Here is a 15,573-nt window from a genome sequence, read left to right as displayed (position 1 = left end):
GCTGTTTGTGAAGAGCAGGGGGGGGCGGCTTACTTCTTGGGACGTCCCACCTTCAGCGGGGTCAGGCTGCCGAGGATGTCCTTCAATTCGTTGATCTTGAGGTTCTTGATCAGCGACACGCCGATACGCAGCAGGTCGCTCTTCTTGATCTCGACACCGGACTTCAGGCAGGTCTTCTTGACCTGGGCCAGCACGGCGTATTCATTCTCCGGCATGGTGAAGCTGTCGCGCACTTGCTTGACCTTCTTGGCCTTGGGGGCTTTCTCGACTTTTTCTACCTTCTCTACCTTCTCGGCCTTGACCGGCTTGTCGGCCTTTTCAGGCTTGGCGACTTTCTCGACCTTCTTGTCGGCCTTGGGGGCTGCCGGTGCAGCTGCTGCAGCGGCCGGCTTGGCGGCTGCGCGGGTGGCGGGCTTGACGGCTGGTTTCTTCACCGCGGCGGGCTTGGGGGCTGCCGGCTTGGCGACAGGTTTCTTGGTTTCGGTTGCTGCTGCTGCGGCTTGAACTCTGGTGGCCATGAACGCTCCTCTGAAAATTGATATAAACAATATATATTTTTTGCGCCTTTGCCGCAACATTCCTGCCGCCTGGCAACGATTTCATCGTCGTATTTCGATGTTGCAAACGTTTTCAGGGTGCGGTGACCACAGCATACGCGCCTGGCCGTATTGCGGCGAATTACTTGTCCCGGGCGAAATGAACTTCTCCAGATTCATGGCCGCGATGCTAGCAAGTCCAGGTTAAAACTCTGTGACAAAGGTCAAAACAATTTATACGAAGCGCAAAGCCACAAAAAAAAGCAGCCCGGCCTTGCGGACGGACTGCAATCAACAACGCTCTCTACCGGGGACTTACATGATGCTGTTGGCGACGGCTGGCAATTTATCGCTGGAGACCGGTGTGCTGCCAGGCTGGTTGCCGGCAGCAGTCTTCAGTGGGGTCACGGTGGCCGGGCCCTTGGGCTGGGCGGCCTGCGCCAGATCGTTCTGGCTGGTGAATTCCTGCAGGAACTGGGCGAAGCCGGAGCCGACTTCCTTGTGCTTGAAGCCCATGGCGACGGCTGCCTTCAGGTAGCCCAGCTTGGAGCCGCAGTCGAAACGCTGGCCTTCGTAGCGATAGGCCAGGATCTGTTCCTGTTCCAGCAGGGCAGAGATGGCATCGGTCAGCTGGATTTCGCCACCGGCACCGGTGCCGATGTTTTCCAGGCGCTCGAAGATGGCCGGGGTCAGCACATAGCGGCCCACGACGGCGAGGGTCGACGGTGCGTCTTCCGGCGACGGCTTTTCGACGATGCCGCTCAGCAGCTCGGTACGCTCGCCGTGTGCAGTGCCGCTGACGATGCCGTATTGGCGGGTTTCCGGACGCGGTACGTCCTGCACGGCCAGCAGGCTCTTGCCTTCGCGCTCGTACAGTTCGGTCATTTGCGCCATCACGTTTTTCTGGCCGGGAGCGGCATCCATGAAATCGTCAGCCAGCAGCACGGCGAAGGGCTCGTCACCCACCAGCGGCTTGGCCAGCAGCACGGCGTGGCCCAGGCCCAGCGGCTCGGCCTGGCGCACGTAGACGCAGTTGATGTGCTTGGGAATGACGTTGCGGATGGTTTCCAGCAGCTTCACCTTGCCGGCGGCTTCCAGTTCGGATTCCAGCTCATAGGCCTTGTCGAAGTGGTCTTCGATGGCGCGCTTGTTGCGGCCGGTGATGAAGATCATTTCGGTAATGCCCGCTTCCACCGCTTCTTCAACGGCGTACTGGATCAGCGGCTTGTCGACGATGGGCAGCATTTCCTTGGGCTGTGCCTTGGTGGCGGGAAGGAAGCGGCTGCCGAGGCCAGCGACGGGGAAAACGGCTTTGGTGATTTTTTTCATGGTAAGTCCAGTTTTGGTTGAGTGAAGGGCGTGACACCCAAAGGCACACAATGCAGGCTTGCTAGCGACTCGCGCCTCCTCACGCCTGTCTGTTGTTCTTGATCATCTTCATTTGCAAAAACGCGCGGCATCCCTGAAACAGGGGCGCGACGGCGGGGAAGGCGTGGCTCAATGCATGCGCCGCAGTCTCCAGAAGGGAAGCGCGCGGCTGACGGCGCGTTGCCGGTACAGCGGCAGCTGCCTGCTCATCGACCAGCGCGATGCGCTGCGGCAGGCTGCCTTCGTTGAGTTGGTCCAGCACCGAAGCCAGCTGTGGGGCCTTCATCGAAATCTGATGCAGCATCTCGGCCGATTCGCGGGCGTAGCGGGCATAGTGTTCGACGAAATCAGCGCCCTCGGCGGCCTGCGGTGCAGTGCCGAAGGTGTTCAGCGCGAAGGCATTGGCAAAGACGGGGGACGGACGGGCACTGGTTTCGGTGGCGGACATGATGGCGGCTCTCTTGGAAATCGGGCTGGCGAATGCGGTATTGGTCAGGCGCGGCGGCAAGCCATGGAGGCTGTGTTCGATGCTGCACTGCGCTTATGTGCAGCAAGAGTAAAAAAACTCGCGCTTCCTCTCTATAGGAATGCCGCCTTTTGCGATGTAGGAAAAGAGGAAGGCGCGGCCATGACCGCTTTGCGCGCCGCAAACCAGCGCGGCTTGGTACTGATCGGCTCAACAGCGCCACATGCCGGGCTTGTCCTACAAGGAAATGGGCCGCTGTCCGATACCTTGGCGACGCGCGCTTTTCTATCATCACCTCATCTGTTGCGCAGAGCGCTTGCAGAGAAGTGGAAGCAAGAGGAAGCCCCTGCATTGCACGGTTTCCGACATCAACCCAAGAACGACAGAACGATTGAAAGGGAACATCATGGAACACGGACTCATCGCATGGCTGATCATTGGTGCCGTTGCCGGCTGGCTGGCCGGTGTGCTGGTCAAGGGTGGCGGCTTCGGTCTGCTGGCTGACATCCTCATCGGTATCGTCGGTGCCGTCATCGGTGGCTGGCTGGCCGGGCTGCTGGGCATCGCCGTGGGTGGCGGCATCCTGGCCTCCATCGTCACCGCTACGCTGGGTGCGATCGTGCTGCTGGTGATCGTGCGCGCCTTCCGGCGAGCCTGACCAGGCCTGCACGCGGCCACGCCTGAAGGGGCGCGGCCGGTGTTTCTGCCCTGACCGAATGCGTCCGTGCCTTGGCCCGGACGCGTTTTGCTTTTCGGCAAGAAGCTTCATGCGTCAGCGGCCCCCGCGCATCGCCGTGGCCCGCAAAGCCCCGTGAACAGTGCCTCGTGGCAAGCTTTCTGCAAGAATCTTCATATCGATGCTGCAGCGCGCCATCCTGGCGTTACAATGTCCGGGACGTTGAAAAAAGATCAAGTAGCGAAGTGGCCGTGCCACCTCGTTTCCTCAGATATCCATTCATCCAGAACAAACCTATGAGTAGCGTCAATCCCCTCGCCGGCAAGCGTGCCGCACCCTCAGCCCTGGTGAACCTGCCGGTGCTGCTGTCGAACTACTACAGCCTGCGTCCTGATGTGGCCGAAGCCAGCCACCGTGTGGCTTTCGGTACCTCCGGCCATCGCGGCAATGCCAATCTGCACAGCTTCAATGAATGGCATGTGCTGGCCATCACCCAGGCCATCTGCGACTACCGTAAGGAGCAGGGTTTCAAGGGACCGCTGTTCCTGGGCATCGATACCCACGCCCTGTCGGAACCGGCCTGGCACAGCGCGCTGGAAGTGCTGGCCGCCAACGAAGTGGTGACCATGCTGGCCGAGGGCAGCCCCTATGCGCCCACGCCAGCCGTCTCGCACGCGATCCTCACGCACAACCGCGTGCACCGTGACAAGCTGGCCGATGGCATCGTGGTCACGCCCTCGCACAACCCGCCGGACAATGGCGGTTTCAAGTACAACATGCCCAATGGCGGTCCCTCGGATTCCAACGTCACCAGCTGGATCGAGAAGCGCGCCAATGCTTATCTGGAGCAGAAGCTGGAAGGCGTGCGCCGCATCAGCTTCGAGAAGGCCCTGAAGGCCGAGACCACGCGCCGCTACGACTATCTCGACAACTACGTGGGCGACCTGCCCAACATCATCGACCTGGGTGCCATCTCGGCGGCCAACGTCAAGATCGGGGTGGATCCGCTGGGCGGTGCCGGCCTGCATTACTGGTCGGCCATCGCCGATCGCTACAAGCTCAACCTGGAAGTGGTCAACACCGATGTCGATGCCAGCTTCCGCTTCGTGCCGCTGGACTGGGATGCGCAGATCCGCATGGATCCGTCCTCGCCCTATGCCATGAGCGAGCTGATCGCCCTGAAGGACCGTTTTGACGTCGCCATGGCCTGCGATACCGACCATGACCGCCACGGCATCGTCGCCAAAAGCACCGGCCTGCTGCCGGCCAACGACTACCTGTCGGTGGCGGTGTATTACCTGTTCCGCCATCGTCCGGCCTGGCGTGCCGATGCGGCCGTGGGCAAGACCCTGGTGTCGAGCCAGATGATCAATCGCGTGGCCGATCACCTGGGCCGCAAGCTGCTGGAGATGCCGGTCGGTTTCAAGTGGTTCGTCGATGGCCTGTACGACGGCAGCCTGGGCTTCGGTTGCGAGGAAAGCGCCGGTGCCTCCTTCGTACGTTTCGATGGCCAGCCCTGGAGCACCGACAAGGACGGCATCACCGCCGCCTTGCTGGCCGCCGAGATGACCGCCCGCACCGGCAATGATCCCGGCCAGATCTACCAGGACCTGACCCGCCAGCTGGGTGCGCCCGTCAATGGCCGCAAGGAAGCCGCCGCCACGCCGGAGCAGAAGGCGCGCCTGTCCAAACTGTCGCCGCAGGATGTGACGTCGACCGAGCTGGCCGGCGAGACCATCCGCGAGGTGATGACGACCGCACCGGCCAACGGCAAGCCCTTCGGCGGCCTGAAGATCGTCACCGACAATGGCTGGTTCGCGGCCCGTCCTTCCGGCACCGAGAGCATCTACAAGATCTATGGCGAGAGCTTCCGCGACCAGGCGCATCTGGACCGCATCTTCGCCGAAGCGCAAGAAATCGTGACGCGCGCGCTCAAGGCCAGCTGAATGCGCTGACGTCCTGCATTGCGCACGCCGATAACGCCGCTAGCCCTTTGGGGTTGGCGGCGTTTTCTTTTCCGGCCTTCCTACAGGCGAATGGGCCGATGTCTGGCTGAGGGCAGGGCAGGGGCTTCGTAAGATGAAGTATTGTTTGTCACCTTGTCAGGAGGACCGCCATGAACCTGCCTCGTCCGGATCTCGCTGCAGAGTCCGCTGCAGCGCAGGGCGCGCGACCACCGGAAACCCCGGCAGCCGCACTGCTGCGTCCACCCGGCACGCCGCCTGCGCCGTCAGGCGCACCCGCGCCGGATCACATCGTGGCCGATCCCGGCCATGTCGTTGAGCCCGACGGCACTGAAGACCCGCTGGCCAATGCCGATGATGGCTTGCTGCCCATGCTGCCGGCACGGCCCGGCGACCACACTACCCCTTTACCCTCAGAGGAGAACACCATGCACAAGCCCCAAGACACCCCGCCAGTCGAGGTTCCGCCGCTGGATCCGACGCCGCCCCAGGACCCGATTCCCCATCAGAACCCGATGGCCGGCCAGCGTTGAGCTCGCTTGCCGGATTCGTCAACAGGATTGCCCTGCCCGAGGAGGTCTGTTTGTACCATTCCCTGCACACCCCGCAAGAAACCCCGCCGGTCAACGAGCCCAACCTGCCGCCGCCGGCACTGCCCGATGATGAGCCGGTGCCGGTGCAAGATCCGCCCGACAATCCCCGGCCTTCCGACAAGCCTTTGCGTATGTAGGTAACTGTTGCAGAGCGGCAGACAGCGCTTGCGAGGCAGGCGCGCCGTTCTCCGGTACGCTTCCTGCCGCCGGTCGCGACCTTGCTTTTTGCTTTTTCGTTCATCTCTTGCCAGCTATTGAGCGTGCAACCTGCCGTTGCGCGGCCATTGCGACTGCGCACTGTCCTTTTCTTTCATATCGCCCCGAAACCGCCGTGATTTCGGCCCTCACCGACACCGCTGCAGTGTTCCATCCCGCCTGCGATTCTTTCGTGTTGATTGAGACTTTTCTCGTTCAAGCCGCTTTGCATTTGTGAAAGCATCTGCTTTTTGCGGAGACCGCAGATGAATTGAGCAGGACTGCCTCCTCCGCCGTCCTTGTCAGGAGTGGCACCTTGTATCCCTATCCTCCGCAATCCATGGGTTTTCCCGCTGGCCGCCGCCACACCGTGCTGGCGGCGCTTCCCCTGCATGTGCTGGTACGCCTGCAGCCAAGCGGCAGCAGCACCGCCCGGGTGCTGTGCGAGCCGGTCAAGGCCGGGACGGCTGCCGGTGCGCAGGCCATGGTGCTCTACCTGTCTCCCTTTGATGCGCATCTCGATGCGCTCTGGCTGGGTCTGGACGTGGAGGATTACCAGGTACTGCCGGTGGCGTCCTTTTCCCCCGATGAACTGGTGGCGCGTCATCAGGGCCACTTGCCGTACTGCCTGCATCTGGCATGGGGCGCGCACGATGGCCGCATCGCCGTGCGCGCGCAGGGCGATCCGGTGCGGCTGTCGTCGGCGCGGGTGGCGCAGGTGTCGGCGAGCATCGACAGCATCCCGCTGGACATCGGGCTGGCCGATCTCGAATGCCACGCCCGGCTATGGGAGTGCGCCGGTCTCTACGCCCATGCGGAGACAGCGGCCCGGCTGGAACAACTGAACCCGCAGCAGCGCCACTGGCATGCCGAACGGGCCATGGAGCGCATCCCGGGCCGCACCGAACCGGGCCGGGAAATCAACCAGATCGCGCTGTATGACGCCGAATCGGCGCAATGGCACTTCGTCGCCCTCGATTTTCTTGCCGAGATGGTCGCCGGGCCGCGCTGAGGCCGTCGCGAGGCGACATCGGCGCGCCGGTATCGGCACCGGGCGCACAACAGGGCGCACGCCGTCCATGGCAAGTGACTTGTTCCTGCTCATTGAGAGTTTTCTGATATCCATGGCATTGCCCTTCTGCAACCATGGTGGCCGGTTGTGTTTCTGCTGCAGCCGATCTGATCCGCCGTCTGTTGAAGGAGCTGTCAATGATTTGCTTCCTTGCCCATGCCTCTCCCTGGAAGAAGAGCGCGCTGCGCTGCCTGCCCTTGGTCCTGCTGTTCGTCTGTCTGGCGGCGCTGCCCGGTCCGCCTTCGCCGCCCGAAGAAGTGCTGGCCAGTTGCCTGGCCGTAGACCATTTTCCCCTCAGCCGGGTCAGCATCGATCCGGTCGCAGGGCGGGGCGAGGTGATGGAAAGCGGCCCGGCATCTCCCTACAGCCTGTATCTGCCCGATGGCGACAATCGCCAGTGGCGCATCGGTTATGCCAGCGGCAAGCCCCCCGGACGTGACTATCTGTTCGTCAATTCCCATCGCGGCTACCTTGACCGCGCCATCGGCCTGTCACCGGAGCGCGCGCCCCCGCTGTCCCGCCCGCAAAAGGCCTCGTTTGCCGTGCTGGGCTTCCTGGGGGAACGCTACCTGTGCCTGATGGAAGTGCACGGGCACGGTCCCCGGTCCGGCCAGCGCTCGGTGTACGTGGCGCGCATTCCCACCCGCATGGGGGCGGAAATGAGCCTGTATTACAAGCTGGCGGCTTCGCCTGCCTTGCCGCAACTGCCGGCTGCTTCCTCCAGTGCTTCCCCCTCATCCTCCTTACCGCTCCAACCCGCCTTGCCCCGCTGAAGTTGCCGCCAGCCCCGTACAGGCTGACAATGCAGGTTGCCCAAGCCCGCCCCCGCCTTTATACTTCGCCCCTTAGCATTGCTTCTGGTATTCCTGTGCGCAGCCGCGCCTGGAATTGAAACGGGAAGCCGGTGCGGCCGGTGCCACAGCATCGGGCCAAAGCCGGCGCTGCCCCCGCAACGGTAAGCGAGGAAGGACACGCACTACGCCACTGTGCCCCGCGCATGGGAAGGCGCCTGTCCCGAAGCCCAGGCTTCCCCTCGCCAGCCCGGAGACCGGCCCGAGGCAAGTTCTTGAATGCATCGCGGAGGGCGATCATGCGGAAAGCTTCCATCATTTCCCGCTGGTGTGAACCGGTGCCGTCAGCCGACGGCGGGATTGTGCTTGGGCGCTCGCCGTGTGGCTTCCTTCGTTTCATCCACCTGCCAAGGAAAGCGCATGTCCACTCCCTCCGGTCTCGACGCCCGTCACACCGCTGATTCTTCCTCTTCCAGCCACGCCGGCAGCCAGGTCTGGCGCGACCGCATCGCGCCCTCGCTGCTGGCCTTCGCGCTGGGTGTGGCGCTGATCTACGGCGCCGGCTTCGCCTCCAAGGTCGAGCTGCACAATGCCGCTCACGATGGCCGCCACTCGGCCGGTTTCCCTTGCCACTGAGGAGCGGACGATGAACTGGACCGTATTCCGGCGCATGGCGTCGGCTGTGGTGGTGGCAGGCGCTTTATCAGGCGTGCTGCTGTCGGGCGTGCAGCAATTCCAGGTCGAAAAGATCATCCTCAAGGCCGAGGAATATGAAAAGGCCGGCGAATCGGCAGCCCCCGCGGCCGATGACCACGCCCACGAACCCGCTGCCCAGGCTGCTGCGCACGAGCACTCGCATGCGAACGCACATGAGCACGAACACGCGCATGACGCCAATGCCTGGGAGCCGGCTGACGGCGCCGAGCGCACCGGCTACACCGTGCTGGCCAACGTCAGCATGGCGGTCGGTTTCGCCCTGCTGCTGGTGGCGGCCTTTGCCCTGAGCGGACGCCAGATCAGCTGGCGCAGCGGTCTGCTGTGGGGCCTGGCCGGTTATGGCGTGTTTTTCGTCGCGCCCTCGCTGGGCTTGCCGCCGGAAGTCCCCGGTACCCTGGCCGCACCGCTGCAGGCGCGCCAGCTCTGGTGGGTGATGACCGCCGCCATGACGGCGGCCAGCCTGGGCTTGTTCGTCTTCACCCGTGGCTGGCTGTGGAAGCTGGCTGGCGTCATGCTCCTGGTGGTTCCGCATTTCATCGGCGCACCGCAGCCGGAAGTGCATGGCAGCGTGGCTCCCGAAGAGCTGGCACAAGCCTTCATCCGCGCCACGGCGGCGGCCAATGCCGTGTTCTGGCTGGCGCTGGGCGGGCTGACCGGATTCTTCTATCGCCGCTTCGGTTGATGGGCCGGCCCTGACGGGCCCCTGTCCGGCGTTGCTGCGCCGGGGAAAGTAAAGCATCAAAGCCATGAGAACTCATCATCGTCACGTGCTCATGTGCGTGGGTCCGCGTTGTACCGACAACGGCGTGCTGGCCGAAGCCATGTTCGGCGTGCTGGGCGAACAGATCGACGCTCGCCCCGAGCTGCGCGTCAAGCGTACCCGTACCCACTGCATGGTGGCCTGCAAGGCGCAGGCCCCGGTGGTGGTGGTCTATCCCGAGGGCGTGTGGTATCGCTGCGAGGATGCCGCCGCCATCGAGCGCGTGGTGGTGGAGCATCTGGAAGGCGGACGCGAAGTGAGCGACCTGGTCTTCCATCGCCTGGGCAGCGGCGATGTGTTGCCGGAAGCGGAGGTCTCCGATGCATGATCCCGTGGCCCGCATCGTCCTGCTGACGCACGCCCCGACCGACCTGGCGCTGCTGGCTGCTGCACGCGCGCAGTTGCCGGCGGAATTCCCCGCCGTGGCGGGCTACGACTTGCAAGCCCTGCAATCCGGCACCGATGAGCAGGGTCAGCCGCTGCGCACGCTGGCGACCCTGCTGCGCGCGGAGCTGGCCAGCGCGCAGGTGATCGTGCTGCGCGTACTCGGACGGCTGGGTGCAGTGGCCGGTTTTCCTGAATTGCTGCGGGCCGCGCGCGCCGAAGGGCGGCAGCTGATCGTGTTGTCCGGTACCGGCGAGCCCGATGCCGAACTGGCCGCGGCGTCCACTGCCGCACCGGACGTGCAACAGCAGGCGCTGGCGTATTTCAACGGCGGCGGCAGCGTCAACCTGGCGCAGCTGCTGCGCTGCCTGTCGGATCGCCTGCTGCTGAGCGGCTACGGCTACGAGCCCGCGCAGGCCTTGCCCGAACACGGTCTCTACCATCCCGACCTCGAACAGGATGCCCGCCTCGACGACTGGCTGGCCCTGCGCGCTCAGGCCCCGGCGGGCAAGCCGGCGGTGGGCATCATCTTCTACAGGGCGCACTGGCTTTCGGGCAATACCGCCTTCATCGACGCGCTGCTGGCGGCGCTGGAGGCGCGCGGCATGGATGTGCTGCCGGTGTTTACTTCCTCGCTGCGGGTGTCGGCCGGCAGTGGGGCGGCACTGCCGCCTGCGCTGGCGTATTTCGCCGAGGGCCGGGTCGATCTCATCATCAACACCACCAGCTTCGCCATGGGCGAGATTACGGCAGGCGGCATCACGCCGGCGGGCTGGTCGGTCTCGGTGCTGGAGCAGTTGAACCGCCCGGTGCTGCAGGCCATCACCAGCGGCATGACGCAGGACCAGTGGCAGCATTCCACGCGCGGCATGAATCCGCTGGATGCGGCCATGAACGTGGTCCTGCCCGAATTCGACGGCCGCATCATCGGTGTGCCGCTGTCCTTCAAGCACACCAGTGAAGCGGGCGTGGTGCAGTACCAGGCCCTGCCGGACCGCGTGCGCCGCATCGCCGGGCTGGCGCAGCGGCTGGTGCGCCTGCGCTGCACGCCCAATGCACAAAAGCGCATCGCCTTCATCTTCACCAATTCCAGCAGCAAGGCCGCGCAGATCGGCAATGCCGTGGGGCTGGATGCGCCCGAGTCGCTCATGGCCGTGCTGCGCGCGCTGGCAGCAGATGGCTATGCCATCGGCGATCTGCCCGACACCGGCACGTCCCTGATCCACGAACTGGTGGACCGTTGCTCCTACGACGACATCCTGCTCACCGAAGACCAGCTGCGCCGTGCTGCCGCGCGCATCCCGGCGGCGCGCTATGCGCAATGGTTCGCCGCCTTGCCCGCCGCCTTGCAGGCCAGGATGCAGCGCCAATGGGGCGCCGCGCCCGGCGAGGCTTACGTGCACGACCAGCATCTGGTGATCGCCGGGCTCGACCTCGGCAATGCCTTCGTGGCCCTGCAACCGCCGCGCGGCTACGGCATGGATCCGGACGCCATCTATCACCAGCCCGACCTGCCGCCCACGCATCACTACTACGCCCTGTACCGCTGGCTGGATGAAGAATGGGGCGCGGATGCCATCGTCCACGTCGGCAAGCACGGCACCCTGGAGTGGTTGCCGGGCAAGGGCGTGGGCCTGTCTGAAGAATGCTTCCCGGACGCCTTGCTGGGCGACGTACCGCTGTTCTATCCCTTCATCATCAACGATCCCGGCGAAGGCTCGCAGGCCAAGCGCCGCGCCCATGCCGTGGTGGTGGACCACCTGACGCCGCCCATGACCACCGCCGACAGCTACGGCGCGCTGGCCCAGCTCACGCAGCTGGTGGACGAGTATTACCAGGTCGAGGTGCTCGATCCGGCCAAGCTGCCGCTGCTGCAGCAGCAGATCTGGGAGCTGGTGCGGCAGACCAATCTGGATACGGACCTGCAGTACAAGCTGCTGCATCATGACCACGATCATGACCATGAGCACGGGCACGACCATGGGCATCACCATCATCACGGACATCATCATCACGATGACCATCACCATCATCACGACCATGACCATGCGCACGACGACGGCGCGCTGCCGCACGCGCTGAGCGAACTGGATGGCGCCGGTGTGGCGCACCTGATCGAGGACCTCGACGGCTACCTGTGCGAACTGGGCGCGGCCCAGATCCGCGACGGCCTGCACATCCTCGGCCGCATGCCCGATGCGCAGCAATTGCCGGACATGCTGGTGGCCCTGACGCGCCTGCCCAACCAGGACCTGCCGGGCCTGCAGGAAGAAGTGGCGCGGCTCTTCGGCCTGTCGCTGGACATGCTGCTGGAACACAAGGGCCGCCGCCTCAACATCGACGATACCTTGGCTCGCACGGCCGGGCGCGCCATCGTCACCCGTGCCGACGCGCTCGAAGCCATCGATGCGCTGTGCCTGTCGCTGATGCAGTCCCTGCAGCAGCAAGGCTTTGCAGTGCAGTCCATCGAGGGCGTGATCCAGACCTTGTTCGCGCCGTTGTTCAGCGCCCCGGCCGAAGAAAAACCGCGCCTGCAACCGACCCTGCAAAAAAGTGCGGGCAGCGTGCTCGGCGGCATGCGCGCCATGGCGCGACCGGCCGCGCCGGTCAAGCGCGCAGCACCGGCTGCTGCCATCAAGGCTACCGACACCAGCGCCGTGCGCCGCATCCTCAGCTTCGCCTGCGAGCAGCTGGTGCCGCGCCTGCAGCGTACCGATGAGGAAATCGGCAACCTGCTCAACGGCCTGCGCGGTGGCTACATTCCGGCCGGACCCAGCGGTTCGCCCACGCGCGGCATGGCGCATATTCTCCCGACCGGGCGCAATTTCTATTCCGTGGATCCCCGCAGCGTACCTTCGCAATCAGCCTGGCGGGTTGGCCAGCAACTGGCGCGCGAAGTGCTGGAGCGCCATCACCGCGAGAGCGGCGACTATCCCGAGAGCGTGGCCATCAGCATCTGGGGCACCAGCGCCATGCGGACCCATGGCGACGATGTGGCGCAGATCCTGTCATTGATGGGCGCGCAGCCGGTCTGGCGCGAGGGCAACCGGCAGGTGGCCGGGGTCGAACTGATTCCGCTGGACCAACTGCAGCGTCCCCGCATCGACGTGACCACGCGCATCAGCGGCTTCTTCCGCGATGCCTTCCCGCAGCTGATCGAACTGATCGACGATGCTGTGCAGCTGGCCATCGCCGCCGACGAGCCGGACCACCTGAACTTCGTGCGCAAGCACTACCTGCGCGATCTGCAGCAGGCCATGCAGGGCGGACTGGGCCAGGCCGAGGCGGCGGCGCAGGCCTCCTATCGCGTCTTCGGGGCCAAGCCCGGCAGCTACGGCGCAGGCATCCTGCCCCTGATCCAGGAAAAGAACTGGCAGGACCAGGCCGATTTCGCCGAGGCCTACATCAACTGGGGCGGCTATGCCTACGGCCGCAAGGTGCAGGGCGCGGACCAGCGCGAGGCCTTCCGCCAGCGTCTCTCCGGTGTGCAAGTGGCCTTGCACAACCAGGACAACCGCGAACACGACATCTTCGACAGTGACGACTACCTGCAATATCACGGCGGCATGATCGCCACCATCCGCGCCTTGTCCGGCCAGCAGCCGCGCCACTATTTCGGTGACAGCCACGACCCGCAGCGCGCCGCCGTGCGCGACCTGAAGGAAGAGACCCTGCGCGTCTTCCGGGCGCGCGTGGTCAATCCCAAGTGGCTGGCCAGCATCCGCCGCCATGGCTACAAGGGCGGCCTGGAACTGACGGCCACCGTCGATTACCTGTTCGGCTACGATGCCACCGCGCAAGTGATGGAAGACTGGATGTATCAGCAACTGGCCGAGACCTATGGTTTCGACCCGGCCATGCGCGAGTTCCTGGAGCAGGCCAATCCCTGGGCTCAGAACGCCATCGCCGAGCGTCTGCTGGAAGCCGCCAGCCGTGGCATGTGGCAGACACCTGCAGTACAGACCATCGAACAGTTGCGCTCACTGTACCTGCACAGTGAAGCCCTGCTGGAAGCACGCGGTGAAACCGTGCGCGGCAGCGAACACACCAAGGACATGCAATGACGGCGTTCAATGCCTATCCCTTCGCGGCCATCGTCGGCCAGCCCCTGCTGAAGCAGGCGCTGCTGCTGTGCGCGGTCGATCCCGGCATTGGTGGCGTGCTGGTGCGCGGCGACAAGGGCACGGCCAAGAGTACCGCTGCCCGTGGGCTGACCCAGGTACTGCCACCGATCACCCTGACCGAAGGCTGCGCATTCCAGTGCGCACCGGGCCAGCCGGCCAGTGCCTGTACAGTTTGCAATACAGACCCGGTACAGCGCCAGGACACCGTACCCTTCGTGACCTTGCCACTTGGCGCCACCGAAGACCGCGTGCTCGGTTCGCTCGACCTGCAGCAGGCGCTCCAAGGTGGCCAGCGCGCGTTCCAGCCCGGCCTGCTGGCGGCGGCCCATCGCGGCATCCTCTACATCGATGAAGTCAATTTGCTGGCCGACCACTTGGTCGATGTGCTGCTCGATGTGGCTGCCATGGGCGTCAATTCAGTGCAGCGCGAGGGCATCTCCGTCAGCCATCCGGCGCGCTTCACGCTGATCGGTACCATGAACCTGGAAGAGGGCGATCTGCGGCCGCAATTGCTGGACCGCTTCGGCCTCATGGTGGAAGTGAGCGCACCGACCGACAAGACCGTGCGCGCCGAGGTGGTACGCCGACGCATTGCCTTCGAGACCGATCCCGCCGCCTTTGCGCAGCGCTGGCAGCCGCAGCAGGACGCCTTGCTTGCGCAGGTGGCCGAGGCTCAGCGCCTGCTCCCGGACGTGGTGCTGGACGATGCCATGCTGGAGCTGATCAGCCATCTCTGCTGCGAGTTCGAAGTGGCCAGCCTGCGGGCCGACATCGTCATGCACAAGACCGCCCGCGCCATCGCCGCCCTGCAAGCCCGCACGCGGGTCACACCGGACGATGTACGCGAAGCCGCCTTGCTGGTGCTGCCGCATCGCCGCCGCCGCAAGCCCTTCGAGCAGACCGGCATGGACGAGGACAAGCTGGATGATCTGGTCGACCAGGCGCGCCAGCCCGAGCCGCCGCCGCCGCAAGCTGAAGATGGCGATACCCGAGGCGAAGATGCGGCAGAGACGCCTCCCTCCGATGAGCCGCAGCAGGAACAGGAGCAGGAAGGCGAGGGCGGACAACAGACCTTCGCCGTTGCTGCAGCGGGTACGGCCCGCAGAATCAGCGTGGCTGCGACGCCGCAATCGGCCGCCAATGCAGCCAGCGGCCGCCGCAGCGCGGTCGCCGATGCCAGCCGGGGCAGTGCCGTGCGCGCCGTGCCCGATGCCAATCCGGACCGCCTGGCCATCGGCGCCACCCTGCGCAGTGCCGCCGTGCGCGGCGCGCTGGCCGGCGAGACGGATGGGCCCCTCACCGTCACGCGCGATGACCTGCATCGCCAGGTCCGTAGCGGGCGCGGCGCCAACCTGATCGTCTTCGTGGTCGATGCGTCCGGCTCCATGGCCGCACAACGGCGCATGGAAGCGGTCAAGGGCGCGGTGCTTGCGCTGCTGACCGATGCTTATCAGCGCCGTGACCAACTGGCCGTGATCGCCTTCCGTGGCGAGCAGGCACAATTGCTGCTGGCCCCGACGCGCAGCGCCGATCTGGCCGAGCAGGGCTTGCGCGAGCTGCCGACCGGCGGCCGCACGCCGTTGCCGCATGCGCTGCAACTGGCGGCGCAAGTGCTGCAGCAAGCCGCCCAACAGAGCGCGCAGGAAGCCCCCCCGCTGCTGGTGATCCTCTCCGACGGCAAGGCCAACGTCAGCCTGCCCGGCAGCAGCGGCGACCCCTGGACCGAAACCCTGCAAGCTGCACAGACGCTGGCCGCGCAGGGCGTACCGGCCCTGGTGCTGGACACCGAAGCCGGCTACCTGCGCCTGGGCCGTGCGGCCCAGCTGGCCGAGGCGCTGGGTGCGCCTTGCCTGACCCTCGAACAATTGACCGGCGACGCTCTGGCGTTGACCGTGCGCGCGCAACTGGGCGCGCGCTGAACAAGGAA

Annotated in this window: 14 protein-coding genes and 1 riboswitch; of the genes, 11 read left to right on the top strand and 3 right to left on the bottom strand. The window is 65.1% G+C overall.

Annotation, left to right across the window (positions count from 1 at the left end; translation table 11 throughout):
- Positions 1–29: 29 nt before the first annotated feature.
- From E2K99_RS14215 to E2K99_RS25705, 3 genes are all read right to left on the bottom strand, one after another.
- Complete coding sequence (locus E2K99_RS14215; RefSeq protein ID WP_134222641.1) at positions 30–518, bottom strand: hypothetical protein; 489 nt, start codon at positions 516–518, stop codon at positions 30–32.
- A gap of 333 nt (positions 519–851) precedes the next feature.
- A complete protein-coding gene (gene galU, locus E2K99_RS14210; protein WP_134222640.1) occupies positions 852–1,865 on the bottom strand; it encodes a UTP--glucose-1-phosphate uridylyltransferase GalU in 1,014 nt (337 codons plus the stop codon).
- A gap of 79 nt (positions 1,866–1,944) precedes the next feature.
- A complete protein-coding gene (locus E2K99_RS25705; RefSeq protein ID WP_205703678.1) occupies positions 1,945–2,352 on the bottom strand; it encodes a hypothetical protein in 408 nt (135 codons plus the stop codon).
- A gap of 424 nt (positions 2,353–2,776) precedes the next feature.
- On the opposite strand from E2K99_RS25705, the gene E2K99_RS14200 reads away from it, so the two are divergent.
- From E2K99_RS14200 to E2K99_RS14155, 11 genes are all read left to right on the top strand, one after another.
- Entirely contained in the window at positions 2,777–3,028 is a 252-nt protein-coding gene (locus tag E2K99_RS14200; RefSeq protein WP_017450312.1) for a GlsB/YeaQ/YmgE family stress response membrane protein, read from the top strand.
- Between the two features lie 314 nt (positions 3,029–3,342).
- Positions 3,343–4,992 carry a phosphoglucomutase (alpha-D-glucose-1,6-bisphosphate-dependent) gene (gene pgm, locus E2K99_RS14195; protein ID WP_134222639.1) on the top strand — a complete coding sequence of 550 codons (1,650 nt, stop codon included), beginning with the start codon at positions 3,343–3,345 and terminating at the stop codon, positions 4,990–4,992.
- Between the two features lie 170 nt (positions 4,993–5,162).
- Positions 5,163–5,543, top strand: a complete 381-nt coding sequence (locus E2K99_RS14190; protein ID WP_240733726.1) for a hypothetical protein — start codon at positions 5,163–5,165, stop codon at positions 5,541–5,543.
- Between the two features lie 50 nt (positions 5,544–5,593).
- Positions 5,594–5,740: a hypothetical protein gene (locus tag E2K99_RS25530; RefSeq protein WP_166675071.1), complete on the top strand. Its 147-nt coding sequence runs from the start codon at positions 5,594–5,596 to the stop codon at positions 5,738–5,740.
- A gap of 374 nt (positions 5,741–6,114) precedes the next feature.
- Positions 6,115–6,810 (top strand): hypothetical protein, encoded by a 696-nt coding sequence (locus E2K99_RS14185; RefSeq protein WP_205703677.1) that lies wholly within the window; start codon positions 6,115–6,117, stop codon positions 6,808–6,810.
- Positions 6,811–7,007: 197 nt separating this feature from the next.
- Positions 7,008–7,643, top strand: a complete 636-nt coding sequence (locus E2K99_RS14180; protein ID WP_240733725.1) for a hypothetical protein — start codon at positions 7,008–7,010, stop codon at positions 7,641–7,643.
- Positions 7,644–7,711: 68 nt separating this feature from the next.
- A riboswitch (cobalamin riboswitch) is annotated at positions 7,712–7,941 on the top strand.
- Between the two features lie 140 nt (positions 7,942–8,081).
- Positions 8,082–8,297 carry a CbtB domain-containing protein gene (locus E2K99_RS14175; RefSeq protein ID WP_134222638.1) on the top strand — a complete coding sequence of 72 codons (216 nt, stop codon included), beginning with the start codon at positions 8,082–8,084 and terminating at the stop codon, positions 8,295–8,297.
- 10 nt (positions 8,298–8,307) lie between these two features.
- Positions 8,308–9,060 (top strand): CbtA family protein, encoded by a 753-nt coding sequence (locus E2K99_RS14170; protein ID WP_134222637.1) that lies wholly within the window; start codon positions 8,308–8,310, stop codon positions 9,058–9,060.
- A 64-nt stretch (positions 9,061–9,124) separates the two neighbouring features.
- Positions 9,125–9,466, top strand: a complete 342-nt coding sequence (locus E2K99_RS14165; protein WP_166675070.1) for a (2Fe-2S) ferredoxin domain-containing protein — start codon at positions 9,125–9,127, stop codon at positions 9,464–9,466.
- On the top strand, positions 9,459–13,586 hold the full coding sequence (locus tag E2K99_RS14160; RefSeq protein WP_240733724.1) for a cobaltochelatase subunit CobN: 4,128 nt from the start codon (positions 9,459–9,461) through the stop codon (positions 13,584–13,586). The genes E2K99_RS14165 and E2K99_RS14160 overlap by 8 nt, the downstream gene beginning before the upstream one ends.
- Entirely contained in the window at positions 13,583–15,565 is a 1,983-nt protein-coding gene (locus E2K99_RS14155; protein WP_134222635.1) for a putative cobaltochelatase, read from the top strand. Before E2K99_RS14160 ends, E2K99_RS14155 begins: the two co-directional genes overlap by 4 nt.
- Positions 15,566–15,573: the final 8 nt, after the last annotated feature.

Origin of the sequence: Herbaspirillum huttiense (genome assembly GCF_004367745.1) — a bacterium.
GTDB lineage: Bacteria > Pseudomonadota > Gammaproteobacteria > Burkholderiales > Burkholderiaceae_D > Herbaspirillum > Herbaspirillum huttiense.
The sequence above is the reverse complement of the archived record's forward strand: the minus strand, read 5'-3'. Positions and strand labels throughout refer to the sequence as shown.